30 protein-coding genes are annotated in these 26,384 nt (G+C 43.9%); 1 reads left to right on the top strand and 29 read right to left on the bottom strand.

Translation table 11 applies throughout. The annotated features are described in order from the left end of the window. Nucleotides 1–283 precede the first annotated feature (283 nt). Nucleotides 284–877, top strand: a complete 594-nt coding sequence (locus tag N480_RS05535) for an outer membrane beta-barrel protein (protein WP_063371528.1) — start codon at nt 284–286, stop codon at nt 875–877. Nucleotides 878–968: 91 nt separating this feature from the next. Here N480_RS05535 and rplQ read toward each other — a convergent pair whose 3' ends face one another. The 29 genes from rplQ to N480_RS05395 all read right to left on the bottom strand — a co-directional run bounded on the left by rplQ (nt 969) and on the right by N480_RS05395 (nt 26,382). Then, the gene (gene rplQ / locus N480_RS05530; RefSeq protein ID WP_010386932.1) at nt 969–1,370 is read right to left on the bottom strand and encodes a 50S ribosomal protein L17; all 402 of its coding nucleotides are present in this window, start codon (nt 1,368–1,370) and stop codon (nt 969–971) included. Between the two features lie 38 nt (nt 1,371–1,408). After that, nucleotides 1,409–2,395, bottom strand: coding sequence for a DNA-directed RNA polymerase subunit alpha (locus tag N480_RS05525; RefSeq protein WP_063371527.1), 987 nt, complete (start codon nt 2,393–2,395; stop codon nt 1,409–1,411). A 24-nt stretch (nt 2,396–2,419) separates the two neighbouring features. After that, on the bottom strand, nt 2,420–3,040 hold the full coding sequence (rpsD, locus tag N480_RS05520; RefSeq protein ID WP_017218390.1) for a 30S ribosomal protein S4: 621 nt from the start codon (nt 3,038–3,040) through the stop codon (nt 2,420–2,422). 22 nt (nt 3,041–3,062) lie between these two features. Then, entirely contained in the window at nt 3,063–3,449 is a 387-nt protein-coding gene (rpsK, locus tag N480_RS05515) for a 30S ribosomal protein S11 (protein ID WP_010386935.1), read from the bottom strand. A 13-nt stretch (nt 3,450–3,462) separates the two neighbouring features. After that, nucleotides 3,463–3,819 carry a 30S ribosomal protein S13 gene (gene rpsM / locus N480_RS05510; protein WP_010386936.1) on the bottom strand — a complete coding sequence of 119 codons (357 nt, stop codon included), beginning with the start codon at nt 3,817–3,819 and terminating at the stop codon, nt 3,463–3,465. A 129-nt stretch (nt 3,820–3,948) separates the two neighbouring features. Beyond that, nucleotides 3,949–4,062, bottom strand: a complete 114-nt coding sequence (rpmJ, locus tag N480_RS24940; protein WP_002959476.1) for a 50S ribosomal protein L36 — start codon at nt 4,060–4,062, stop codon at nt 3,949–3,951. A 21-nt stretch (nt 4,063–4,083) separates the two neighbouring features. Then, nucleotides 4,084–5,412 (bottom strand): preprotein translocase subunit SecY, encoded by a 1,329-nt coding sequence (gene secY / locus N480_RS05505; RefSeq protein WP_063355767.1) that lies wholly within the window; start codon nt 5,410–5,412, stop codon nt 4,084–4,086. A gap of 11 nt (nt 5,413–5,423) precedes the next feature. Further along, the gene (gene rplO / locus N480_RS05500; protein WP_063355768.1) at nt 5,424–5,858 is read right to left on the bottom strand and encodes a 50S ribosomal protein L15; all 435 of its coding nucleotides are present in this window, start codon (nt 5,856–5,858) and stop codon (nt 5,424–5,426) included. 4 nt (nt 5,859–5,862) lie between these two features. Further along, on the bottom strand, nt 5,863–6,042 hold the full coding sequence (gene rpmD / locus N480_RS05495; protein ID WP_010378276.1) for a 50S ribosomal protein L30: 180 nt from the start codon (nt 6,040–6,042) through the stop codon (nt 5,863–5,865). Between the two features lie 6 nt (nt 6,043–6,048). Next, the gene (rpsE, locus tag N480_RS05490) at nt 6,049–6,555 is read right to left on the bottom strand and encodes a 30S ribosomal protein S5 (RefSeq protein ID WP_063355769.1); all 507 of its coding nucleotides are present in this window, start codon (nt 6,553–6,555) and stop codon (nt 6,049–6,051) included. 9 nt (nt 6,556–6,564) lie between these two features. After that, the gene (gene rplR, locus N480_RS05485) at nt 6,565–6,915 is read right to left on the bottom strand and encodes a 50S ribosomal protein L18 (protein ID WP_063355770.1); all 351 of its coding nucleotides are present in this window, start codon (nt 6,913–6,915) and stop codon (nt 6,565–6,567) included. Nucleotides 6,916–6,924: 9 nt separating this feature from the next. Then, nucleotides 6,925–7,455 carry a 50S ribosomal protein L6 gene (rplF, locus tag N480_RS05480; RefSeq protein WP_063371526.1) on the bottom strand — a complete coding sequence of 177 codons (531 nt, stop codon included), beginning with the start codon at nt 7,453–7,455 and terminating at the stop codon, nt 6,925–6,927. 13 nt (nt 7,456–7,468) lie between these two features. Continuing rightward, nucleotides 7,469–7,861, bottom strand: coding sequence for a 30S ribosomal protein S8 (rpsH, locus tag N480_RS05475; RefSeq protein ID WP_063355771.1), 393 nt, complete (start codon nt 7,859–7,861; stop codon nt 7,469–7,471). A gap of 20 nt (nt 7,862–7,881) precedes the next feature. Then, nucleotides 7,882–8,187, bottom strand: a complete 306-nt coding sequence (gene rpsN, locus N480_RS05470) for a 30S ribosomal protein S14 (protein WP_063355772.1) — start codon at nt 8,185–8,187, stop codon at nt 7,882–7,884. Between the two features lie 10 nt (nt 8,188–8,197). Further along, nucleotides 8,198–8,737 carry a 50S ribosomal protein L5 gene (gene rplE / locus N480_RS05465; RefSeq protein ID WP_063355773.1) on the bottom strand — a complete coding sequence of 180 codons (540 nt, stop codon included), beginning with the start codon at nt 8,735–8,737 and terminating at the stop codon, nt 8,198–8,200. A 15-nt stretch (nt 8,738–8,752) separates the two neighbouring features. Next, entirely contained in the window at nt 8,753–9,067 is a 315-nt protein-coding gene (gene rplX, locus N480_RS05460) for a 50S ribosomal protein L24 (RefSeq protein WP_023401269.1), read from the bottom strand. A 10-nt stretch (nt 9,068–9,077) separates the two neighbouring features. Beyond that, nucleotides 9,078–9,446 carry a 50S ribosomal protein L14 gene (rplN, locus tag N480_RS05455; protein WP_039611414.1) on the bottom strand — a complete coding sequence of 123 codons (369 nt, stop codon included), beginning with the start codon at nt 9,444–9,446 and terminating at the stop codon, nt 9,078–9,080. A gap of 271 nt (nt 9,447–9,717) precedes the next feature. Then, nucleotides 9,718–10,554: a polysaccharide deacetylase family protein gene (locus tag N480_RS05450; protein ID WP_063371536.1), complete on the bottom strand. Its 837-nt coding sequence runs from the start codon at nt 10,552–10,554 to the stop codon at nt 9,718–9,720. 146 nt (nt 10,555–10,700) lie between these two features. After that, complete coding sequence (locus N480_RS05445) at nt 10,701–14,150, bottom strand: glycosyltransferase (protein ID WP_063371525.1); 3,450 nt, start codon at nt 14,148–14,150, stop codon at nt 10,701–10,703. Then, on the bottom strand, nt 14,147–15,229 hold the full coding sequence (locus N480_RS05440) for a hypothetical protein (protein ID WP_063371524.1): 1,083 nt from the start codon (nt 15,227–15,229) through the stop codon (nt 14,147–14,149). The genes N480_RS05445 and N480_RS05440 overlap by 4 nt, the downstream gene beginning before the upstream one ends. A 106-nt stretch (nt 15,230–15,335) precedes the next feature. Beyond that, nucleotides 15,336–17,999, bottom strand: a complete 2,664-nt coding sequence (locus N480_RS05435) for a family 20 glycosylhydrolase (protein ID WP_063371523.1) — start codon at nt 17,997–17,999, stop codon at nt 15,336–15,338. A gap of 148 nt (nt 18,000–18,147) precedes the next feature. Beyond that, the gene (locus N480_RS05430; RefSeq protein ID WP_063371522.1) at nt 18,148–19,074 is read right to left on the bottom strand and encodes a glycosyltransferase; all 927 of its coding nucleotides are present in this window, start codon (nt 19,072–19,074) and stop codon (nt 18,148–18,150) included. A 76-nt stretch (nt 19,075–19,150) separates the two neighbouring features. Next, nucleotides 19,151–19,954, bottom strand: coding sequence for an ABC transporter permease (locus tag N480_RS05425; protein ID WP_063371521.1), 804 nt, complete (start codon nt 19,952–19,954; stop codon nt 19,151–19,153). Nucleotides 19,955–19,956: 2 nt separating this feature from the next. Continuing rightward, nucleotides 19,957–20,757, bottom strand: coding sequence for an ABC transporter permease (locus tag N480_RS05420; RefSeq protein ID WP_063371520.1), 801 nt, complete (start codon nt 20,755–20,757; stop codon nt 19,957–19,959). Further along, nucleotides 20,754–21,740: an ABC transporter ATP-binding protein gene (locus N480_RS05415; RefSeq protein ID WP_063371519.1), complete on the bottom strand. Its 987-nt coding sequence runs from the start codon at nt 21,738–21,740 to the stop codon at nt 20,754–20,756. Before N480_RS05415 ends, N480_RS05420 begins: the two co-directional genes overlap by 4 nt. 9 nt (nt 21,741–21,749) lie before the next feature. Continuing rightward, on the bottom strand, nt 21,750–22,832 hold the full coding sequence (locus N480_RS05410; protein WP_081231766.1) for a radical SAM protein: 1,083 nt from the start codon (nt 22,830–22,832) through the stop codon (nt 21,750–21,752). A gap of 4 nt (nt 22,833–22,836) precedes the next feature. Next, a complete protein-coding gene (locus tag N480_RS05405) occupies nt 22,837–24,009 on the bottom strand; it encodes a radical SAM protein (protein ID WP_063371518.1) in 1,173 nt (390 codons plus the stop codon). Beyond that, nucleotides 23,993–25,084, bottom strand: a complete 1,092-nt coding sequence (locus N480_RS05400; RefSeq protein WP_063371517.1) for a hypothetical protein — start codon at nt 25,082–25,084, stop codon at nt 23,993–23,995. The genes N480_RS05405 and N480_RS05400 overlap by 17 nt, the downstream gene beginning before the upstream one ends. Further along, the gene (locus N480_RS05395) at nt 25,081–26,382 is read right to left on the bottom strand and encodes an ATP-grasp domain-containing protein (protein ID WP_063371516.1); all 1,302 of its coding nucleotides are present in this window, start codon (nt 26,380–26,382) and stop codon (nt 25,081–25,083) included. Before N480_RS05395 ends, N480_RS05400 begins: the two co-directional genes overlap by 4 nt. Nucleotides 26,383–26,384 lie beyond the last annotated feature (2 nt).

Here is a 26,384-nt window from a genome sequence, read left to right as displayed (position 1 = left end):
TTTCAATTAAGCTTTCCGTTTGGCTTTACCTTCACTTTGCTTTGCGTTTTTCGTTGCATCCCGCCGTGTCAGTGGGTGCGCATTATAGGGAGATTCAGAATAGGATCAAGTTTTTTTTAATAAAAATGATAAAAACATTTAATCTGCACATTATATAAACCATATGATGCCGTCGTTTACAAAGTTGATCCATATATATGCTTTTCTTTAACCCTGCTATTTTAAGTTTCTACAAATTAAGTCTAAAATACGGCGATTTTTATACAATAGGAACATTGATTCAATGAAGAAATCAATCATAGCACTTACCTTATTAACGAGCATGAATGCTTTTGCAACGGACAGCGAACAAAGCAACGTAACCTTTTCTCTTACAGCTGGTTATGTGTTTGGTGGTGATACAGTTGGAGAACTGATATATGAAGACAATGACTCAGATAGCATTAAAGCGGGTCAAGGTATCATTTTAGGAGCAGGCTTTTTATATGAGTTTAACTCTAAATGGTCGCTAGATGTGAGCACCAATTATCAAGGTGATACCGCCACAGCAAAGAACGGGGATTTATCTTTCGAACGACTTGCATTCAACGCTGTGCCTTACTACAAAATTAATGACTCTTTTTCAGTAGGCTTAGGTTTAGGCGTTCACACTGGTGTGGAATTAAGCAACGACTTTGGTTCTGATGTTGAATTCAGTAACGAAAGCGCTTTTATTAGCAGTATCCGCTATCATTTTGAAACTATCTCGGCCGACTTAGAGTTTAGACATACTCGTGTTGAATATTCGGTAGACCGTATTGGTAGTTCAAGCTATTCCTCATACGATGTAACAGTAGACGGAAATAACACCGGATTATTATTCCACTGGAAATTTTGATTAAACCAGTTGCCATTTGCCCTGCCAATAAGTGGGGCATAGAAACAAAAAAGCCGAGCTAATGCTCGGCTTTTTCGTGTCTTAAAAAGACTTACTCTGCAGACTGCGCGTCTTCTTGAACTTCTTCAGTCGCAACTGGGCGATCTAGTAGTTCAATATAAGCCATTGGTGCATTGTCACCTGCACGGAAGCCACACTTAAGAATACGAGTGTAACCACCTGGACGATCCGCAAAACGAGGACCGATCTCAGAGAACAATTTACCAACTACTTCTTTATCACGCGTGCGAGCAAACGCTAAACGGCGGTTTGCTACGCTGTCAGTCTTAGCCAGTGTGATTAAAGGCTCAATTACACGGCGCAACTCTTTCGCTTTAGGCAAAGTTGTTTTGATGATTTCGTGCTTCACCAAAGAACCAGCCATGTTGCTGAACATCGCTTTGCGATGGCTGCTGTTACGGTTTAATTGACGACCACTCTTACGATGGCGCATGACCCTATCCTTCTAACTAAACTAATATAGTAATCTGATTATTCTGCTAAGCTTGCTGGCGGCCAGTTTTCTAGGCGCATACCTAGTGATAGACCACGAGAAGCTAGCACGTCTTTAATCTCTGTTAGAGATTTCTTACCAAGGTTTGGCGTCTTAAGAAGCTCGACCTCAGTACGCTGTACCAGATCACCGATATATTGAATTTGCTCGGCTTTCAGACAGTTTGCAGAACGTACAGTTAGCTCTAAATCATCAACAGGACGAAGTAGAATCGGATCGAACTCCGGCTTCTCTTCTTTTTCTTCTGGCTCAGAAACATCACGCAGATCTACAAACGCTTCTAGCTGTTCAGCTAGGATTGTAGATGCACGACGGATCGCTTCTTCAGGATCTAGTGTGCCATTAGTTTCCATATCGATAATTAGTTTATCTAAATCTGTACGCTGCTCAACACGGGCTGATTCAACCGAGTACGCAATACGCTCAACTGGACTGAATGAAGCATCTAGCAACAGACGACCAATTGGACGCTCATCGTCATCAGAGGATAAACGACTTGACGCCGGAACATAACCACGACCACGCTCAACACGGATACGCATGCTGATTTCGCTATTGTCAGCAGTTAAGTGACAAATAACGTGCTCAGGATTAGCAATTGTTACATCGCCGTCGTGCTGGATGTCAGCCGCAGTCACAGGGCCTACACCAGACTTAGTCAGGGTAAGGAAAACTTCATCTTTACCTTCTAAAGTAACTGCCAGACCTTTAAGGTTTAACAGAATTTCAATGATGTCTTCTTGTACGCCTTCTTTCGCGCTGTACTCATGTAATACACCGTCGATCTCTACCTCTGTCACTGCACAACCCGGCATAGACGAAAGAAGAATACGACGTAAAGCATTACCTAAAGTGTGACCAAAGCCACGCTCTAGAGGCTCTAAAACTACTTTAGAACGGGTTGAGTTGATAGCGTCGATATCGACTAATCTTGGTTTTAGGAATTCGGTTACAGAACCCTGCATTTTATCCTCTCTTAACTCTTAACTTTACTTCGAGTAAAGTTCGACGATTAGTTGTTCATTAATGTCCGCAGACAGATCAGAACGCTCAGGTAGGCGCTTGAAAGTACCTTCCATTTTCTTACCGTCAACTTCAATCCAAGTTGGCTTTTCGCGTTGCTCAGCCAACTCTAGAGCAGCGATGATACGCGCTTGCTTTTTAGACTTCTCACGAATTACTACTACATCTTCAGGAGTAACTACGAAAGAAGGGATATTAACAACACGACCATTAACCATAATCGCTTTGTGGCTTACTAGCTGACGTGCTTCAGCACGTGTGCTTGCAAAACCCATGCGATATACAACATTGTCTAGACGTTGCTCTAGAAGCTGTAACAAGTTTTCACCTGTGTTACCTTTAAGGCGAGCAGCTTCTTTGTAGTAGTTGCGGAATTGCTTTTCTAATACACCGTAGATACGACGTACTTTTTGCTTTTCACGTAACTGTAAACCGTAGTCAGATAGACGACCTTTACGTGCGCCGTGCTGACCAGGTGCTGTTTCTAGTTTACACTTAGAGTCAATTGCTCTTACGCCGCTTTTAAGGAACAGGTCAGTACCTTCACGACGACTCAGCTTGAGCTTAGGGCCCAAATATCTTGCCATGTTCTTTCTCCTAACCTATTAATTATACGCGACGTTTCTTCGGTGGACGACAACCATTATGAGGGATTGGCGTCACGTCAGTGATATTAGTGATACGGAAACCAGCAGCATTCAATGCACGTACAGCAGACTCACGGCCTGGACCTGGACCTTTGATGAATACTTCTAGGTTCTTAAGACCGTACTCTTGTGCAGCAGTACCTGCGCGCTCAGCAGCAACCTGTGCAGCGAACGGAGTAGACTTACGAGAACCACGGAAACCTGAACCACCCGCAGTCGCCCAAGAAAGAGCATTACCTTGACGGTCAGTGATGGTCACAATAGTGTTGTTGAAAGAAGCATGAACGTGAGCCATACCGTCAACAACTTGCTTTTTGACCTTTTTACGACGAATTGGTGCTTTTGCCATAACTTACCCCACCTTATTTCTTGATAGGCTTGCGAGGACCCTTACGAGTACGCGCGTTAGTCTTAGTACGTTGACCACGTAGTGGTAACGAACGACGGTGACGTAAGCCACGGAAACAACCAAGGTCCATAAGACGCTTGATGTTTAGTGTTACTTCACGACGAAGATCACCTTCAACAGTGTACTTGCCAACTTCTTCACGAAGGATGTCAAGAGTTTCGTCATTTAAATCGCCGATTTTAGTAGTTTCAGCGATACCTGTCGCAGCTAAGATCGCCTTAGCGCGAGTTTTACCTACACCATAGATGCTTGTTAAACCGATAACAGCATGCTTATGGTCAGGAACGTTAATGCCTGCGATACGGGCCACTAACATATCTCCTATAAATAAACCTGATTATCATCTTGCTGGAAAGCCCGTATAGGATACCCAACCGACACTCAAGTTTTACCAATGAAACAGGCTAAGTAAACTACTTAGCCTGCACGACTAGATTTCTTAGCCTTGCCTTTGCTTGTGCTTAGGCTCACTGCAAATCACACGTACTACACCAGCACGTTTGATAACTTTACAGTTACGGCAAATTTTCTTAACGGAAGCACGTACTTTCATAACTCAACTCCGTAACAGACCCTATCGGCCGTAGCCTTTAAGGTTTGCTTTTTTCAGCACAGAATCATATTGATGAGACATCAAATGAGTCTGTACTTGTGCCATAAAGTCCATGATAACAACAACGATAATCAAAATTGATGTACCGCCGAAGTAGAATGGCGTTTGCCATGCCATGGTCATAAACTCGGGCACCAGACAGATAAAGGTAATGTACATTGCACCTGCCAATGTCAGGCGTGTCATCACTTTATCAATGTATTTAGACGTCTGCTCACCTGGGCGAATGCCTGGAATAAATGCGCCAGATTTTTTCAAGTTATCTGCTGTCTCACGCGGGTTAAATACCAACGCTGTATAGAAGAAGCAGAAGAAAATAATCGCAGCTGCTAGTACCATTGCATATAGAGGTTGACCCGGGGTCAACACCGCTGAAACTGCTTGTAGAGCATCAGCTAATGGACCTTCACCTTGGCCGAACCAGCTTGCAATTGTACCAGGGAACAGAATGATGCTACTAGCAAATATTGGTGGAATAACCCCTGCCATGTTAACTTTTAATGGTAGGTGTGTACTTTGCGCTGCAAAAACCTGACGGCCTTGCTGACGTTTAGCATAGTTAACGACGATACGACGCTGACCACGCTCAAAGAAAACTACCAAATAAGTTACCGCAACAACGATAAACGCAATAAGTGCTAAGATAAAGACATTCAAATCGCCTTGGCGCGCCATTTCTGCTGTCGAACCGATTGCAGACGGCAGGTTAGCTACAATACCAACAAATATCAGTACCGAGATACCGTTACCGATACCACGTTCTGTAATTTGTTCGCCCAGCCACATTAGGAACATGGTACCAGTTACTAAACTCACAACTGCGGTGAAATAGAAACCGAAACCAGGATTTACAACCAAGCCATCCATCATATTTGGAAGGTTAGTTGCAATACCTACTGACTGAATAGTAGCAAGCACGAGCGTACCGTAACGCGTGTACTGGCTAATTTTCTTACGCCCTTGTTCACCTTCTTTCTTAAGCTCTATCATCGCAGGATGTATGTGCGTTAATAGCTGCATAATAATTGAAGCTGAAATGTAAGGCATAATACCTAGCGCAAGTACAGATGCACGCTCAAGCGCACCACCACTGAACATGTTAAACATGGCAAAGATGGTGCCCTTTTGTTGCTCGAAGAACTCGGCAAGTACAGCGGCGTCAATCCCAGGGATAGGCACGAATGAACCTAAACGGTAAATAATGATGGCACCCAATACAAATAGTAAACGGCGCTTCAACTCCGCAAGCCCACTCTGTGCGCTTTGCATATCTTGACCTGGTTTAGCCATAGTGTACTTCCTTAGTCTTCTACCTTGCCTCCGGCAGCTTCGATAGCTTCGCGAGCACCTTTAGACACTTTAATGCCTTTAACAGTAACTGCGCGTGAAACTTCGCCAGATTTAACAACTTTAACGAACTGAACGTTCTTCTTAACGATACCAGCTGCTTGTAGTGTGCTTAGCTCTACCACGTCGCCTTCAACCTTCGCGATTTCGAAAAGGTTAACTTCAGCAGATACTAGTGATTTGCGTGAAGTGAAGCCAAACTTAGGTAGACGGCGTTGCATAGGCATTTGACCGCCTTCAAAACCAACACGTACTTTACCGCCAGAACGCGACTTTTGACCTTTGTGACCACGGCCACCAGTCTTACCAAGACCAGAACCGATACCACGACCAACGCGCTTACCAGCAGTTTTTGAACCTGCAGCAGGAGAAAGTGTATTCAATTGCATCGAATTAGCCCTCAACCTTAACCATGTAAGAAACTTGGTTGATCATACCACGTACTGCTGGCGTATCTTCTAGCTCAACAGTATGGTTGATACGACGTAAACCAAGGCCACGTAATGTAGCTTTATGCTTCGGTAAACGACCGATTGAGCTACGTACTTGTGTTACTTTAACTGTGTTTGCCATGGTTTCTTACCCCAAGATTTCATCTACGCTAAGACCACGTTTCGCAGCGATTCCCTCTGGAGAGTTCATGTTCTCTAGAGCAGAAATTGTTGCGCGAACGATGTTGATCGGGTTAGTAGAACCGTATGCTTTTGAAAGTACGTTCTGTACACCAGCAACTTCTAGTACTGCACGCATCGCACCACCGGCGATGATACCTGTACCTTCTGATGCAGGCTGCATGTATACTTTAGAACCCGCGTGGCGACCCTTAATTGGGTGCTGTAGCGTGTGACCGTTAAGATCAACATTTACCATGTTACGACGCGCTTTTTCCATTGCTTTTTGAATAGCAGCTGGAACTTCACGTGCTTTACCGTAACCAAAACCTACTTTACCTGCGCCATCACCAACTACAGTTAGTGCAGTGAAGCTAAAGATACGACCACCTTTAACCACTTTAGACACACGGTTTACCGCGATTAGCTTTTCAGCCAAATCAGGCTGTTGTTGCTTTGCTTCTACGTTAGCCATTGTCTACTCCTAGAATTGCAAACCGGCTTCACGCGCTGCATCAGCAAGCGCCTTCACACGGCCGTGATATTTAAAGCCACTGCGGTCAAAAGCAAGCTTTTCGATGCCTTTGTCTGCCGCGCGTTCAGCAACTGCTTTACCAACTGCTTGAGCAGCTTCGATGTTGCCAGTGCCTTTAACTGTTTCAGCAATTGCTTTTTCAACAGTAGAAGCAGCAGCCAGTACATTACCCTCAACGTTTACGATTTGAGCGTAGATGTGACGTGGCGTGCGGTGGATAACAAGACGTGTTGTGCCTTGTTCGATAATATTTCTACGAGTGCGCTTAGCACGACGTAGACGAGCTGTTTTCTTATCCATCGTCTTACCTTACTTCTTCTTAGCCTCTTTACGACGCACGTGCTCATCAGCGTAACGTACACCTTTACCTTTATAAGGCTCTGGTTCACGGTATGAGCGGATGTTAGCAGCAGTTTGACCAACAAGCTGCTTGTCTGCGCCTTTAACAACGATTTCAGTTTGGCTTGGAGCTTCGATAGTGATACCCGCTGGGATCTCGAAGTTCACTGGGTGTGAGAAGCCAAGAGTTAAGTCTAATACTTTACCCTTAACTGCAGCACGGTAACCAACACCGACTAGTTGTAGTTTCTTTTCAAAACCTTCGTTAACGCCGATGATCATGTTGTTGATCAGAGCGCGTGCAGTACCAGCTTGTGCCCAAGCATTTGCTACTTCACGAGGTACTGTAGTGATAACGTTGTCGTTAAGAACAACTTCAACTGCGTCGTTAAGAACGCGAGTCAATTCACCGTTTTTACCTTTAACTTTGATTTCCTGGCCGTTAATTGCAACTTCAACACCGGCAGGAACAGCAATAGGAGCCTTCGCAATACGAGACATAGTTCCCCTCCGATTAAGCTACAAAGCCAATGATTTCACCACCAACACCAGCGGTACGCGCAGCGCGGTCTGTCATCAGGCCTTTAGAAGTTGATACGATAGCGATACCTAGACCACCCATTACCTTCGGTAATTCGTCACGTTTCTTATAGATACGTAGACCAGGGCGGCTAACACGCTGGATGCTTTCGATAACAGCTTTGCCTTCGAAGTACTTAAGTTCGATAGTCAATTCTGCTTTTACGTCGCCTGATACTGAATAACCAGTGATGAAACCTTCGTTTTTCAGTACGTCAGCAACAGCTACTTTCAGCTTTGAAGTTGGCATAGTTACTGATACCTTCTTCGCAGACTGACCGTTACGGATGCGTGTAAACAAATCCGCGATTGGATCTTGCAAGCTCATGTCTTACTCCCGTGATTCTATTACCAAGAAGCCTTTTTAAGGCCAGGAATTTCACCGCGCATAGCTGCTTCGCGAACTTTGATACGGCTTAAGCCGAACTTGCGAAGGTAACCATGTGGGCGGCCCGTAATGTTACAACGATTACGTTGACGTGAAGGGCTAGAATCACGCGGTAAAGACTGAAGCTTTAATACCGCGTCCCAACGCTCGTCATCTGATGTATTAACATCGCTGATGATAGCTTTAAGTGCAGCACGCTTTTCTGCGTACTGTGCAACTAACTTAGCACGTTTTACGTCACGCGCTTTCATTGAATTCTTTGCCATAACCCTACCCTTACTTTTTGAATGGGAAGTTGAACGCTTCTAACAACGCACGGCCTTCATCATCTGTTTTCGCAGAAGTAGTGATTGTGATATCCATACCGCGAACACGGTCTACTTTATCATAATCAATTTCTGGGAAGATGATTTGCTCACGTACGCCCATAGAGTAGTTACCGCGACCGTCAAAAGACTTTGCGCTAACACCGCGGAAGTCACGAATACGTGGCATCGCGATTGAGACTAAACGCTCAAGGAAATCCCACATACGCTCGCCGCGTAGGGTTACTTTACAGCCAATTGGGTAACCTTCACGGATCTTAAAGCCAGCAACTGATTTGCGTGCTTTAGTCACAAGAGGTTTTTGACCAGAGATAGCTTCTAGGTCTGCAACAGCATTTTCTAGAATCTTCTTGTCATTTAGGGCTTCGCCCACACCCATATTAAGTGTGATCTTTTCGATCTGAGGGACTTGCATGACAGAGCTGTAACCGAACTTTTCAAAAAGTTCTTTTACTACTTTGTCTTTGTACACTTCATGCAGTTTCGCCATCGTCTACTCCAACTATTAAATAGTTTTGCCAGTAGACTTGAAGAAACGGACTTTTTTACCGTCTTCAAATCTAAAACCAACACGATCCGCTTTGCCAGTTTCGGCATTGAAAATCGCTACATTTGATACGTCTACTGACGCTTCTTTCTCAACAATACCGCCAGCTTGCTGTAATTGTGGTACAGGCTTCTGGTGTTTCTTGATGATGTTGACGCCTTCAACAAATACACGACCAGTTTCAGTTACAACTGAAAGCACTTTACCGCGCTTACCTTTGTCTTTACCGGCTAGTACGATTACTTCGTCATCACGACGGATTTTTGCTGCCATGATCGACTCCTTATAGTACTTCTGGTGCTAGTGAAACGATCTTCATGAACTTTTCGTTACGTAGTTCACGAGTCACAGGGCCGAAGATACGAGTACCAATTGGCTGATGGCTATCATTTAAGATAACAGCCGCATTGCTATCGAAACGGATTAAAGAGCCGTCAGGACGACGAACGCCTTTCTTAGTACGCACAACTACTGCGTTTTTAACATCACCTTTCTTCACTTTACCGCGAGGAATTGCTTCTTTAACAGAAACTTTAATGATGTCACCAACACGCGCGTAGCGACGGTGCGAACCACCAAGGACTTTAATACACTGCACTTTGCGAGCGCCGCTGTTATCAGCAACGTCCAGCTGAGTTTGCATTTGGATCATTGTATATGCTCCGGTGTAGTTAAAATTTACCTAGATTTTGTATAAAACCTAAGCATTTAGATTAAATTCCACTCAAAAAACGAGGCTTTCGTCTTTCAAGGGCGGGGAATTGTAACAGCAAAATCCAGCCAAAGATAGTTCAATTTTTAATTAATTTTATCTACCTATGGTGTCCCGCTTATTCACCCTACTTCATATGGGGGCGGCAAAAAACAATTCAAGGGTTAACGACAAATGCCAACCTCATGGCGCAGTTCAAAAAACCACCAGCTTACTTTGTTCTGTTTTCCTCAATATGCGAGGCCACATCGTTCACTGTCGCAAGCCAAAATCCATTTTTCGGGTCTTTCAAATACACGATTAATGCCTCTAAGGCATCTTTATCTACCGTATACATTCCCTTTTCACCCACATCATGGCCCGCCAAAATAATCCACTTATTGTCTTCTCTGAGTAACTCCAACATGTCTTTTATTTCGTCGAAGGTCATGCCATCCATTCGGTTACCCGCTAATTGCGCAAAGTCAGTGTAGGTTGGATTATTTCCGGTCTCATCAAGCCATGTACGACCGGTTTTAAACATGTCAGCAATAAGAGGAACATAGCTCTTTACCTGTTTTCCACGCCCGACAAACGTGTTGCCACAAGGGTAAGCAAAAGACTTAGGCGTAATATTGAATTGTTTTTGCAAAAATGCTGTTGTAGATTCAATATCCTGTCGCAACCAAGCAAGATCGACTTGCTCTAGCCCTTGGCCTTTTTTTCGCAGCCATTCAAAATTCCCTGTACAAAGATGAGAACTTGTGTGATTGCCAAGCTCATGACCTTTTGCCACAGCCCTCTTCCAGCCATCTAGGCGACGCATGGCAAACTGCGGGTTGACATAAAAGGTGCCTTTTACATTGTGCTTATTCAGAATGGGGATCGCGACATCAACTTGACTGTCTCGGGCATCATCAAAGCTCAGTGAAATAGCATTTCGGGCGTTATTGGGATAAGTAAACTTTCCCTCAACTCGTTGTTCAACATTCTCTGTAGCAAGGCTAGCAAAAGATAAAGTCATTAATATTGCAGCCATTCTGCAATTAATTAGTTTTATTTTGCACATATCAGCTCCATATTGCTTGGCGTGAAATAAACTTGGCAAAACAGTTTGCTTAGCATTCAGATATTTCGCCATGATCAAACTATGAAGGAAATCTTATTTTCTGGTGATATAGAATAAACCCATGTAATTATTGCTATTTTATTGAATTAAAAGCGATACCATAGTGATAAGCGATATTCAGCCTTATGTGTTCTATCAGCAATTTCTTCACCAATTCTCAGTGTATTGGAATAAAATGTTCTGGTTCTTATAAATCGGCCCGTGTTCATATGCGTCACTTCAAACCTTATTTTCACGTTATCTAATAAAGAAGACTCAAAGAAACCTTTTAACCTATTATTACCTTGTACGAGTAATGTTTCATGGGCGTAAAAGAAAGGCTCTGTGTAATCCCCCCAATATTCCAATCCCCAAGAACTTTTGTAGCGAGGTAGGTCATGGCGAAAGTTCATCCATATCCAATCAGGAATATAGTTGCTCAAGCGTTCAGTACGGCCACTTGGATTGTTGAAGTCTGAATTCTTGTGTTCATATGATATTTCAAATAACGCATTATCTAAGACAGGCGATAGCTCAAAAGCTACCTCCAAGTGACTTCCCCAAAACCTTGCATCACCTATATTGGCCAGCCCGCCTGTCATTTGTGTAAACGCAATATGTTCTAATACATCTTTTTGCCATTGATGAAACAGCTTTACTTTTACGTTACCACGCTCAGAAAAATACCATTGATACTGTGTCGCCAATTCTGTTGTTTGCTCCGGTTTAAGCTCGGTATTGCCATTTTGGTTTCGGCCATCACCCGCATCTACACTGCGTGCAAAATCAGAAAAGTTAAGTTGACTGACACGATGTTCCGCGAGCCAGTTTAAGCTAGTGCCCTTTTTGGGCGTCCAACTCGTTTGCCAGCGAGGTTTCCAATAGGACTGTGACTGGCTTTCATCCTCTGCTGCATCCACATCAATTTGTGAGGTTTCATAGGTAAGACCAAATTCACTAGAGAGATTATCAGTATGCGTGTAGTTGATATCAGCAAACACTTCAGCTCTTAGTTCAGTTACATTCGTTACTTCTTCATGCCCGTCCTCTACCAAGTCGACAGCTGATTGCATTCTATTTTCTGCCACTTCAATACCAACGCGAGGCGCAATATCATCCTTCTTGTTCAGCTCAATCGTACTACGCAGTATCAGTTCCGTTTTCAGCTCTTGCTGACGCCAAAGCGCTACACTCTCTGACTCCAAACTTTGATTAAAAGTGACATCATCGTTGGCATATTGCTTGTCATCAACAACAAAGATTCCCATATTTTGCCACCGATAAGTGTCTAAATTCAGCGTCCAATCTACGCCCAATTCAGCGTTACGCGTATTATTATCAACTTTTAGCTCTCGGGTAGTTTTGCCCAAGTGTTTAGATATCTGTTGCGCGTCGTAACGTGTCGTATCACCAAGGTAACTTTCACTCCCAACTTTACTTGTCAGCACTATCTCACTTTGACCAGCAGATTGTTTGAGTTGACCTGTAAATTTCAGGCTCTCAGTCTCTTCATCTAACACCTCGAATTCTTGGCTAGTTACCTTACCTTCACCGCTGAGCTGTCTAATTAGGGCGGTGTGATATCCTGGTGTACCACTTGCTTCCAACCCCACTGAAGTTTCCCAGCCTAACCATTGTGTACTCAATTGCAAAGCCAGTTTTGGCAAGGTACTGCCATCATAAAACTGTGTTAACTGCCCCTCCACAGTGCCAGTAGTTTTAGACTGGATTAAGATCACGTCCGCAACCATCACTTTTCCTGACGTTACGAGGGGAATTCTGCTACCGCGGTACACATTGATTTTCTGAACTTGGGCAGCGCCAATTCTCGCCAACACTTTATCTAAAGATTCGGATTTGACAGCAGGTCTTGCTCCATTGATAAGCACATTTCCTACATTGGCGCCAAACCCTCTGGCCGAATCGGTATTTTCAAACGCGAAACCTGGCAGTCGATAAACCATATCTAGCGCAGTCTGGGGATTATACTGGTTGAAAAAGGCCGCACTAAAACTCTGTTGCTCTATACTGTCGGCGTTCTGATTTGCGGCCACCTGCCAAGTCGGCAAAAATAACATGCAAATTGACACAAGCATCATTACCGCCATTGGCACGCCTTTGATTAACTTGGCAATATCCAACTCATCATACAGTTCCTTAATTGCCTCCTTTTGATAAGGAAACCATTTAGGATCGTTTTCATTGTTGGGAATAGGTGCTTTTTCTTCCGCGAAAGCTAAGAAATGTTCTAAATGTTGGTGAGGTTGGATATTGAACCCCAAAGCCCGATTAAAACCCCGGTGTTTTTCCAGATAAAACTCTTTCGTACAACAAAGCGACTCACTATGAAGCCACGCTGTGATTTGATTGTCTGACGCTATATATTGCCAGAACTCTTGCTGACTGGGGAAAAAGAAAAACGGTTGTGACAAGCCTGTCGCGTCTAATTTGTGCCGTATTAGGTATGTATATTGAATTTCAAGCCAGTGCTTTGATACCCACGCCTGCGAATTCGGCCAGTTCATGACGTAGTCGCAGTTTATTAGTCCTGCAAGCTTCTCTTCAAACCATGCAGATAACCGTGTTCCTTCCTCATAGGGTAAAAATTTAGTCGTGTTTACACCGCTGGACACATTTTCAAGAGGGAGTTCATCGGGGTGATACACAATGATCTCCTGAGGTTTCACTGTTTGCTTTTCAAGCAGTAAAAGTGCACGCTTAAGTTGAACGCGCTCTGCAACATGCAGCACACAGCTTAATTCAACAACTTGAGACTCTTTAACCGCTAGAGGCAGCGATTCGGTGTATTGTGAAAAATGGGTTTGCTTTACTTGGTGATAAAAAGGAAGGTCGTCCTCAAACCAATGGGGAGTAGAGATTTTTTGCCATGCGCTGGCTTGAATCAGCTTGCCACTGACGAAACTCCACGTGTTGTTTAAATGCCGTAAATAAACAAAATGCGCGTGCCCATCCACCGCGATAAGGTTAGCGCCTGCACTGATCATACACTCCATAAAATCGGCGTCTTCACGCAGTGAGCTATCTAAGTAATCCAGTTTCCCCTCACGCCAATACTCTCGACTGAAGACTAAAGTGCCGCCAGCAATGCCACGTCGAAACATTGCTTCAAATAAGGGGTTGTCAGCGCGCCAAAACTGCTCGCGCCACACATCAAAAAATAAGTGATTGTTTAAACCCGTTATGTCAGCTTTGCCATCAATGATCGGGGCTAGTTGAACGGCTAAGCGCTCACTAGAATACCAATCATCATCGTCCCACTGAGCGATAAAAAGACCTGCTGCATGCTTTGTCCCGAGACTTCTTTTATATCCAATTGAGGCATTCTCTGGAGCTTGAACTAATTGAATATCACCTTGTTCGGGCAGCTTTTCAGGCAAGTCGCTGCGCTGCTCATAGACGATGACCAATTCTTTATTGGCATAGCTCTGTCGATTAAAATACTCGATACTTTGCAAGAGATAATGCGCGCGCCTGCAAGTTGGCATAACACAGCTTACTAACGGTATCGCTTCATATTGGCCTTGTGTGTGCGTCATGATGCGCACCTTTGGCTGTGCAACCAATCGCGCAATTCAGACCACACCGGAATTAAAGCAAGTTCGGTTTCGCACAAGTGCACGATGCGTTGATAAATTTGACCTCCTGTCACTGACTTTGAACGACATGATAGACGCATCAACACTTCGACTTCTTTCCAGCTTTTAGCTAAGTGAGGCAATGCATCTAGCATCGGCGAACAAATATGCTGAAGCGTTGGATCCGGAAAATCCTTTTGCAAAGCCCGTAACCAATCAAATGTACTGGCCCGTTGCAAAGAAAATACCCACAGACCAGGAACAACAAAAGGTCGCTCTATCGTTTGTAAGCATGAAATATACTCTAAACACTCTGATATCGCTGACGTTCCGATGTGCATTTTATCTGAACGCAGCCCTGCTATATTTTGTTCGACTTGTTTTAGCGCCCATTCAAGTGTCAACGGGCTAGAGGGCCCAACTTGCTCTAATTGATAAACACGCACACACCCTTCATGGGCAAGTACATTTTGGAATGAAAGCTGATAGTCCGAAGCACTAATATAAACATCTTGTTTTAGCGCATCATCAACCATAAATGATCCAGAGTCCTTATCCGACGCTTTGAAAGTGACGATGTGGTAGCCATAATGCTTATGGTAGTCTTCAATACGATAAGGCACATGCTTAGCACTAAACTCGCAGATTACTCGCTGATTTTTGGCAAGCTGCGTAGCTAAATAATGATCTAGCGCTGCTTGATTTGAGAACGATAAGGCGACGACTTTGAGTCCATACAACGCCAAAAGTTTATCACCCACATAACCCGAGAGCGTATCGTTTTCAAGGGCATAATACTGACTGTCTTCATATCGTCCGAATAAGACATCTAAACCTTTTTTTTGCTTGCAATCGAAATAATACGAATGCTCTCCAAATAACCTCGCCATATCTGGTATTGCAAACTTTTCTCGCGCTTCAAGTTCGATTGCCATAAAGAGACAATCTGGCAAGCTCGAATGCCAAGCCTGTGTTGTATTTGCGACGCCCATTCCTATAGCATCTTTATCTGTTACTCCTTGCCCCTCTGTTAATTTCATACTTCACCATTTCCTTGTTGCCTTTTTTAATCCTCACACTGTTTCTTAATCACGACCGCACAAAATGGTGGCACATTGTTATGTGCCACCTTACTGATATTTAAACTTATAGCTTTGTTTGATTTTCTAAATCAGCCAACTCAACCCGCCCTGGGCGGCGTCTGTCCGGAGATAAGGCTCTCAACTCAATATTTTTACCAGCTTTTAAATCTACAGGTGCGGTGTACTCAAGCCAGCTGCCGTTACCAACACGGTATTGAATAGGTAGCCCCGGGATAATTGTCGACGCATGAAGTTTGTTGTCGATCACTTTGCTGACGACATTTGGAATGCGATAAAACACGCCTAATTTATCGAATTTCTCAAGCTCTTTGTGACCGACAGCATGAATAAAGTCCTGCCACTGTCTGTCGCGTAAAGCACGTTTCTGGGTAGTTAAAAAATTCGTCGTATGGTCATACTTTTCACCCGCATAGTTGTATGGGACTTCCCAACTCGCTCGGTGCCATGCCTTCTCAGCAAGCGCGAGTAAACGTGGAAATAGCATGTATTCAGCAAGGTGATCTTTACGGATAACTTCAGACCATAAGTGACCTTGAATGCCTGTTACACGGAACCCTTCAGGTAAAGGCTGGTGTACGAACTTACCATTTTCATCAACCTGTGTACGGTCATCAGCTACGTAATTGCGACCAATGGTGTCTTTCTTAAATTCTGCATTGGCTGGTAAATTATCTGGCATAAACTCGAAGATAGTTTGACTATTAGTGCGTCTAGAGCCCCATTTATAGCCACTCTCTTTAGGGTCGAGCTCATAAGGAAAATCTAAATAAGTGACATCAGGTGTTGCGAGGATAATATCCCAGCCACGTCTAGCGTGTGCACTTACAACTTTGTGCGCATTTTGTGGCAAAGTAGCCCATACATATGACGCCACTTTATTTGGCATTTTGTCTTGTCTCGTTTCAGACAGTCCATCATTCCAGCCAGCAACTTCTATCCCTTTTGCCGCGATCATTCTCGACACACGCTCAATAAAGTAACCCGTCAACTCTTCAACTTCATGCACATCGTTTGATTTATCTGCAATGAACTGTTTACAAGCTGGGGATTCAACCCAAGCGCCCGCAGTCTCGTCAGCACCAATGTGATAGATGTTTAATGGTGAGCCGGCTTTTTTGTGCTGATTAGCCACTTCCGAAATTACTTTATCTACAAAAGCGTAAGTTGACTCCATGCACACGTTCAACGTGTTGTCGTTGTAATGTTGGATAGAGCGATACTCAGTTACATCCTTAGGATCACTCACTAAAAACTGTTTTGCAGCGGCATGCTCGCCTTGTTTACTCAGCGTGTAGTAACGCTTTTCCATTGCTTTTACAGCAGCACGAGAGTGACCCGGCATATCCAATGAAGGGATAACTTCTATGTGATGCTGCTTAGCAAAGTTCAGTATTTCCTGATAGTCACTCAAAGAATAGTAACCATCACGGCCAGCATTCAAAGCTGATCCTAATTGCGGCTGTAGGCAATCCTTATCATCTAAATCAATACAACGATGAGACGATAGCTCTGTTAATTCGGGCAGGCCTGGTATCTCAATTCGCCATCCCTCATCGTCTGCTAAATGAAAATGTAGTTTATTTAATTTGTAAGCTGCCATTTTACCGAGAAGGCGCAACACGAACTCTTTTGAGCGGAAATTTCGAGCAACATCTAAGTGTAAGCCTCGGTACTCGTACCTAGGTTCATCAACCACCTTAACCGCTGGCACTTGCATGGTATCTAACGACAGCAAACTCGCGAGCGATTGAAGCCCATAGAAAGCACCTTCGCTGTCTTGCGCTTCAATGAAAACTTTACCGTTTCGTGTATCAAGTTGATAGCCACCAGCCATGCCCTCTGAAGTGCCTGCAACTTTGACAATGACCTTAACGCCCTCGTGACTTTGCTTTGCTCCTAATTCTGCCAAGCGTGACAGTGCCGCAGCCACCTGGCCATACTCTACACCGACGAGATGTACATTGAGCCCTTTGTTAAGGTTGAGGGGTGCTGAACCCTCAAATACTTCGATTGCATTGGGAGTAGGTACAATGGCATGTTTAACCGAGTCAACAGGGTAGTTATCAATGGTATATTTCTCAAATAAAGCTGCCGAAGTATGTTGCCCATATTGGTCTTCAGGGTGGGATTTCATCACACTTTCGCTATCACTGACAGCAGCATAAGGTTTAATCTCGAGCCCTGTATCCGCTTCAATATACGATTGAGTGCTTTTGATCACTTTGGGTGCTAGGCCCTCTGCGGTCAAAATATAATTTGGCATCAGTTCGCCTTCATTCAATAACGAACTCCCCACCCACATCTCAATAACTTGGCTTTCACCTGCTTTGAAGCCATTAAATGCTTGATTGGGCGCAATATGGTTCAGGTCGCCATTAAAGTGGCGCAAAGTAAGCTGCTGACTTTTGGTCTCTGAAGAAGGATATACTTGACTGTAAAGGATTTTCCAGCCATCAACGTTCACAGTAAAGGGGCTAGTGAGCTCGATTTGAGCATGATAACAAAACTCTGCTGTTGAACCAGGGCATTGCTCTGGCATGTTACTTAACAAACGATACTTCACATCTAATGTATCGGCTAGTCTATCGAGTTGCTGTTGATTTATCTTGGTTAAGCTGTTGTTTGCCCACACTGGGCTCGCCAACATAATTGAAGGCAACAACATAGCTACAACACGTCCTGTTAATGCTCTTTTATGTACACGCATAAGTCAGATCCTGCTTTATCATTTTAATTTAAAACATTAAATTGGCTAAAAAATAGCTAAACCAAATCAATCTAGTGGTTTTATACACTTGTTTCAATTTCAAAACATTCAAGTTCCTTTGAATAATTTAGTTAATAACAACAAAGTGTTAAATTGTGTCTACGCTGATGTTGGATGTATCGCTTTCACATTTACTGATTAATGAGCGGTAACAGATTTCAGACCAACTCTTGGTCGCCAACATATCTATCCATGGATCAGAGTACTTGTTCATTAAATAGGCTACATTACCTTTGGCCTGTTCCTCTTTATTTTCGATGTCTTTCTCATGTGGGTAATGAATAGTTAAAAGCGATTGATCTAAAACAAATTTACAACCTTGATGAAAGAGTCGATATCCGAGGTCAACATCCTCCCCACCCCAAGCGCAAAAACGTTCATCGAAACCACCTGCACGTGCCACTTCACCTCGTGAAACGCTGATACAACTTGTCCAAAAAATCACCCATGGCGCATTAAAAAGTGCTAAGTCGTAATCATACTCCGCAAAGAATCGGCCTCTACAATCCATTAATTGATGATTTTTTGAGAACAATTCAAACGCTTTACTTATGTCGTTTTCTGCCATAGTCGATTTGATGAGATCACACTCACTCAACTCCACAGCTTCAATGCCATAAGACATGCCAATTAATACTAAGTTGTTTGCTTTATTATGAGTCTCGAGGTGGCTGCTCAATAACATTGGATGGGCAACCATGCCACAATCTAAAAACAGTACGACATCAAAATTTGCTCTAGACAGCCCTTTATTCCTAGCTTTAGATACCTGAAACCCTTCATCAGGCTGGAATAAGTAGTGGATGCTGGCCGTACTTTTATACTCTGCAACCATTTCACCGGTACCGTCACTTGAACCATCATCCACAATTATTACTTCATAATTTTTCGTGTCTAACACCTGGTTGCTGAGCGAGTCCAAGGTTCTTTTTAGTAATGCTCGGCGGTTATAAGTTGGGATAATCACCGATATACCTGTGCCTCTTTTTATAGTGCCAATATGATTTTTATTCATTTTTGTACCTATCACTTCTTTAGCCAATAACAAAACCAGACTTTAAACGATGTAAACAAACTTACTTTTTGGCACCTTATCCACCACCACTTTCATATGTTGAGATAGCACGTTGCCACCCCCAGCAAGTCAAAAGGAATAACAATATCGGCGCCAAAGCACCCCAAACCATTTCACCTAAGCTTAACTGCCCCATAATTGCCAAAGGCGAAAAGTTAGTGATCAAGAAAATGGGGAAAAACACAGTGCCGATTATTTGTATGGGTGATGGAAAAATGCGATGAGGTAAATTATTGAAGTCCCATAAGGCCCATACCAAGCTATGAAACGCGGATATATTGTGTAATTTGAATGCTAATAAAAGTGGCAGTGTAAATACACAATACATGGTGAGAACACCAAGCACTGCATACAACAAATATAACCCGACATGGAGTACGTCAAAAGCGATGCCAGATGCATACCACCCATACCCCACTAATCCAAGTCCAACAATTACATTCGGAATGACCATCCAAGTTTCAACATATTTAAGCGTCGCTAAAAATTGAGCCGATACCGGTTTGGTCAATATGAGATCAAACTCCCCTTCAATAATCTGTCTATCAAATGCCATGATGTTGAACTGCAACATGGCTACAAAGAAGACGGTCATCAAAATAAATGTGCCGATAAATAGATATAGGCTTTGAGGTGCAAACCCTGAAATATGAACACCAGTATCATGAATGATATAGGCATATAGCAACTTAATACCTAAATACCCAATTTCGACGAGTAGTCCAAGTATGATATTGACTCGATATTCCAATTGACGCATGGCGTTGAGTTTTATGAGTAGCGCATAAATTTTAAAATGCTTCCAACACTGCTGCCACATAGCTAACCTCCTAGTGCGAGATAGGAGCGGCTGCCTCGTCGCCATACTGTGATGGACAGTAGCAATAAAGCGATGATCCAGAACAATTGCAGAACTAAACCCGATAGCACTTGTTCAATACTCAACACACCCATCAGCGTTTGTATTGGGAAATATATAAGGTATTGAAATGGGAGAAAGCTAAGATAATATTCTAGTGAAGCGCCAAAGACACTCAGTGGCACTACCCCCCCAGACAGCACCAGGCTAATTACTCTAACCGACTCAAACAAAGCCCATACCTCATGAAGCCAAAATGCCGTTAAACTCAGTAAATAAAAAAGCATGAACTGTAAAAAAAAAGCGCCGACAGCTGAGAGTAAAAACAGCACAACATGAGTCACTTCAATTGATAGCGCCCAGTATGTCGTAGCAACCCACAAAGCAACCCCCATCACGATTAGAGTCGTCACAAAGTAGCCTAAATTAGTGCCAACAAACACACTCAACCGGTAACCAAAATACGACAATGGCTGTACGATAAAACGATTTAAACCACCGCTTTTAATGTCTTCTGCCATTTCATACTCAAACCCTGTACGCAGGGCTTGCGCCATCAATGCAGCCAGAACGACATAACTGAGCATATCGGAATAAGACAAACCATATAACTTGTCTGCTTGGGTATACGTATAAATTGATTGCCACAACATCCACTGTAAAATGATAGGGAACACCGCCGCCAAAATAGTTACTAGATAATTAACGCGATAAGTCAGTGCTTTTTGCAACCCCATACCTAATAACCACATGTACTTATTCACGCGACTTGCCCTTGACGCTGGTACAAGCGCTCCAAACTATCTTCAAGCGGAGGCGCGGTTATTCGTACATCTTTCACCATGATATCTTTGAGTAATTGCTGTAAAACCTCATTCGCAACGCCATCATTCACTTCAAGTTCGGCGCGATGAATGTCATTACTGATCACTTTGCCATACCGACTGAGAAGCTCAGAGCGTAGTGCCGATTCACTTTCGATATGGATCCGACGCAATCCACCCAAGCTATCTTGTAGATTCGCAATGCAATCATCAAAAATGAGTTGGCCATTTTGAATAACTAATACCCGTTCACACAACGCCGATATGTCTGCCATATTATGGCTGGTAAGCAATATTGTGAGATTGTCTTCTTTTACAAGCTGCTGTAAAAATCGCATCACTGCGCGCTGTGACAAAAAGTCCAAGCCAATGGTCGGTTCGTCTAAAAACAATAACTCTGGCCCATGCAGCAAAGCAGCAATCAGCTCCATTTTCATTCGCTCCCCCAAAGACAGCCGGCGAACTTGTATGTCCAATAAATGAGAAACACCTAGCACTTCTGACAAACGAGTCAGACGCTGGCGAAAAAGTGGCGTTGGAATTTCATAAATACGCTGACATAGGGCAAAACTGTCTATGGCTGGCAAGTCCGGCCACAATTGATGCTTTTGTCCCATTAAAATAGAAAATCGCTTTTTAAACTGATCCTCTCTATCGCTAGGAGTATGGCCCAACACCCTTACCTTTCCTGTGGTTGGGTGCAAAATCCCTGAGAGCATTTTCATCGTCGTCGTTTTGCCCGCCCCATTAGTTCCTAGGAAAGCAACAACTTGACCTCTTTCAATATTAAATGAAACATTTTTTACCGCTTCTTTGAACTCAACCTGCCGCTGCCATAAGTTTTTGAACGACGCAGATAACCCTTGAGGCTTACGGTAGAACTTGAAGGTTTTACTCAGTCCTTCGACTTCGATTACATTCACAACTTTCCCCTAGCGTTTATTCGGGTCGGCATAATAACGCGCACACGAGCCGCAGATAGGAAACAACCCGCCTTCCCCTCTCAACCCCCTGCGCAATTGCTGCATTCTATGACCACGCCAAATCTCCTGCACGGATTGCTCATTCACATTGCCGATAGCGTAGTCATAAAACGTATGGCAGGGTGTCACATCGCCATTGGCTGCTACTTCCATATAAATCCATGGAAAATGGCACTTGTCTCGGCGGTCCTCAAGGTTTTGGTAATCTTTATTGAAGTAGGCGCGGTAATTGTTCGCTGATATTGTTTTGGGATAACAGACAAAGTAAATACCACGCTTTTGACACTCCTTTTCTACCCAAGCGATTTGCGATTCAATCGCCTTAAAGTCCATCATCGAAAATTGATGTAATGGCGCGACCATCCCTTCAGCACACGCCGTATCCGGGACATCGAATAAGCGCTTAAACAAACGACGATGCCGTTCGTGCTCATCCTCAGTAGCGAAAGTCTGAAATTCAATACTGATATGATCCACTTTATCTAAATCGAGGCACTGCTCAAAAAAACCTTGGATATAAAGATGTGTAAGCGGCGTAACGATGAAGGTGTAGCCAATCTTCGGCTCTTTTAAACCTCGGCTTTCACGTAGCTCGAAAAGGGTTTCAACACCTTCTTGTACCGTTTCATAAACCCCTTCCCCACGCTGCTCATCGTTAATGTGCTGGGGGCCATCCAAAGATACCCAAATCCGATTAGGCGCAGACTCCAGAAGCTTTTCGGCCTTTCGTTTTAAAAACATGCCATTGGTAGGAATATCCACGCGCGCGCCGCCTTTGCGAATTCGATGAACCACCTCATCAAACCACGGATACATCATAGGCTCACCGCCAAATAGAGCGAAATACGGCTTTACCGGTAAGCATTCATCGATCACTCTAAACACGACGTCTTTTTCCAGCCTGTCGAGTTTTTTTCCATGATAAGCGCCGTTCTCACCCCACTCATAGCACATTTTGCAACGTAAGTTGCATGCGTCAGTGAGCTGCAATGTCACCCACAGGGGCAGTTGATTTTGTAGTATGTTCGTCATGTTTTCACCCAGTGCTATACAACAGAGTACATTTAGAACAAACAGGCATCAGGCCACACTGTACCTTTTCTCTAAATGCATTAAACGCGCGCCCTTGCCAAATATCTTTAAGTGGCAACGCTTGAAGATTACCCACCTCCAACTCAGGGAAAAACTTACAACTGGAGACTGTGCCACCTGGCAATACATCAATACGATGCGTAATTGCAGCGCAGTTGCGTTTCCCTTCAGCTGGTATCGTTCCTCCCAAGACAAATGGCTCAACTTCTTCCATACTGAGATCGGGGTGAAAACGCACCCGGCAAGGCCAAGTTCGCTCAGTTATTTCACCAAGCTCGCGTTTCAAAGCAGCGATATTTTTTGGCGCAATTTTGTGGGTATAGCCATGCCAGCTGGCTTTACTGAAGTCATGTATATATTTGGCTCTGTATGGCAAGTGCGTTTGTACCCAAGTATCCATTTGCTCAGCCACTTGCTCGGGCATATACCAAGGGAATACAATGTAGATACTGTCTATCCCCAAGTCAGAGAAATACTTAATAAAGTCTGCTAACTTGCCAACGATGGCATCATGTAAAGTCAAACAAATAGATACCTTGCCATGATATTCACCGCTTTTTCGCAGTTGTAACAAGGTGGAGATCCCTCTTACGACCTTCTCAAATACACCTTTCCCACGGATCGCATCATTTTCAGCTTCTAAGCCATCTAGACTCACCAACATGGCCAAGTGCTTTGACACTTTTAATAAATGCGGTAGGTGTTTTTTAATTAACATGCCGTTTGTGCAGATAGTCAGCCACCTAGGATGTTGCGTGAACAACTCGGCAAGTTCGGCCATTTTGGTATACATGAGTGGCTCACCGCCCCAAAGGTAAAATGCACTTTGACTCGACTCTGTTTGTTTCAGCAATTTCGCAATCAGGCCGATATCAACTTCATCACGAACTTGCTGCTTTTCCATATGATGATGGTAGCCGTCATCATTCCATTCGAAACAATGTGCGCAGCGTAAGTTACAGGTGTTGTTCATTTTAATGCCGACTTGATCAGGCACATCTTTCGCCTCAAAGACACCGCTGTCATTTTGTCGCTTCAAACGTGAAATATTCTTTGCCCGCAGCTTGAGTCTGGCAAACTCTTCACGGGTAATTTTTTGCTCAGTCGCCGGTCTCATTAGACGCTCCAAAAATCGGTGAAACTGCAGAATGGTTTAGTAAGTTGTTGTGTAATTTTTTCAACATATCAAACGAGTACCCACTTTCTTGCCACTGTTCAAAAGTCACGGCGAATCCCAATGACAACCAAGTAATGGCATTTTGCTTTTCATACTCTCCAAACGCCGGTAACAGCACTAAAGGTGTCGCAAAATTAATACTGTCCAGTAGACTCGCGCCACCAGGTTTGGTAATGATGGCGGGCGCACTTCGAGCTAACTGTTCAAAGTTGATATTAGACGGAGGCTCATTTGAATTCGCCTCTGGCAAAATCGTAAGATCGGGTAACTTGTCGAGATTTTCCCATGGATGATAGTTGGCCTCAGTAGTTAATATGCGCTGATATGGTGATGAAACGACGGCTGTACCTGCAGGTAAAATCATGTCGCTGTAAATAGCCTCACGATTGAGCCGTGCATTCAAAGCCGCCAAATCTCCCATTTGCCAGCCACCACCGTGACCAAGCACCCTTGGCGAGCGAAACCGCCAATCGAGTGGCTGCTCAACAGGGTATAGCGTGAAAACACGCTTGCTGTTTTTTTTGTATAAATAAATATCTCTGATCGAGGCTTGCACTGCCTGACTATGTGCTTTGGCATGCAACCAAGAGCTGGATAGCACCGCATCCATATGAACTGCATCTATTTTGGTTGTAGGTGAGTATCCTGTTGTCATCTCCGCCAGCGCAGAGACCCAAAACCCGCTAAATACAATACAACGCGTAAACTTCTGTTGCAGCCAAATATGCAACATCGTGTCGAACTTATCAGGGTCGATAATGCTTTTTAGATCTATGCCGCCTTGCTCTACTACTTTTTGCAATAACAAGGCTTTTCGAAAATTTGCTCGGCAATGGGCACGCGTTTGCTGATGCTTTTGTATAGCGTACTCATCGAATAACTGTTCTATGCAGTAAAAATGCGTTGTCGCTCCTTGAGCCCGCAAGTAGGATCTCAATCTAAATGCTGGAGCGAAAGAGCCCAACCCACTGGATGCCGTTAAGATGAGTACATTTTCTCCACGCCAGCTACTCATAGCAGAGATGCTCCAGCTTCAGACAAACACGCACTCAAAGCCTTGCGATAATACTCACTACTTTGAGCGCCACATTCAAGTTGCACCCAACGTCCTTTCGCAAAACTTGAGTTTACTGGCAATAACAAGTTCGCAGCAGTTAAAGGGACAACCCCATTGTCAGAACCATCTTTAAACAACACCCCACATTTGGACAACTTGCTCAATATATCTTTAAACTGCAGTGCTGACTGATATTGCACATCGTACTGGCGCAATCGGATATTTTCACTCAACGACAACTTCTGTCGCCATCGCATCGCGATACTGCCCATAGACTCACGTGCATTCACCTCAATGACAGGGTAAACAGTGCCATCTTTAAGCAAGGCTGAGTCAACGCACACAGGCCCAAAGTAACCATGCTTGAATAACGCAGACATCAATAACTGCACTTGTTCATAGTACTGAGACTGCTCAATCGTGCGCGTCAACGCATTGCAACAGAGATCAATTCCTGCAAATCTAAAACCACTATTAATCACTTGGCACAAACCAAGAAATCGAACTTCTCCGTTACTATCGATGTGCCACTGACTGGAAAAGTCTATTTCAATATCTAGCCAAGGCTGAGCAATCAAACCTCCATGCTTTCCGCCGTCAATTTGCTTGCTAAAGTGGCGTATCAATCGCTCAGTGATACGTGATTCTTTAACTAAATATGCGCCCCGACCAGATACACCAAACGCTTCTTTCATTACATATGGATAATCAAGTTCTTGCAGCTTATACAGGTCACTCTGTTGTTCAATCACGATTCCTGAACAAGGGATCTCCATTTGTTGGCAAAGTTGCGTTATTGTCGCCTTACTATTGGCAAATTGAATGGCACTGAGAGCTGGAAACACCTGCTCACTTTCAGCAGGCATATTGGGCAAATATGCATATGGCGCCTGATGATACGAAGAAAAAAGCTCATTGACCGCAGAGAAAGGGCCCAATGCTCCTGAAGACTGAGCGATTGACGAGAGTACATCTGGCCAAGATGGTTTGTTTTCTGCCAGCCACGCTTCAGCACTGTTAAACACCGATTGGGGGTGATAACTTCCGCCCAAACTGGCGTGGTACTCATGCAACACTTGGCATTTCGGGAGCATTGTCAACGCAATATCTTGACGCCTTGCAGGCACAAACATTTCGTCTAGCAAGGCTAAGTGCAATGCGCTTTTAGCGCCCATAGGCGAAGGTAGAGACAAATTGTTTGCACAGTTCCAGCTCGCTTCTGGATCTAAGTGCGCCCAATACACATGCGCTGACACTA

The sequence above is a fragment of the Pseudoalteromonas luteoviolacea S2607 genome, assembly GCF_001625575.1.
GTDB lineage: Bacteria > Pseudomonadota > Gammaproteobacteria > Enterobacterales > Alteromonadaceae > Pseudoalteromonas > Pseudoalteromonas luteoviolacea_E.
The sequence above is the reverse complement of the archived record's forward strand: the minus strand, read 5'-3'. Positions and strand labels throughout refer to the sequence as shown.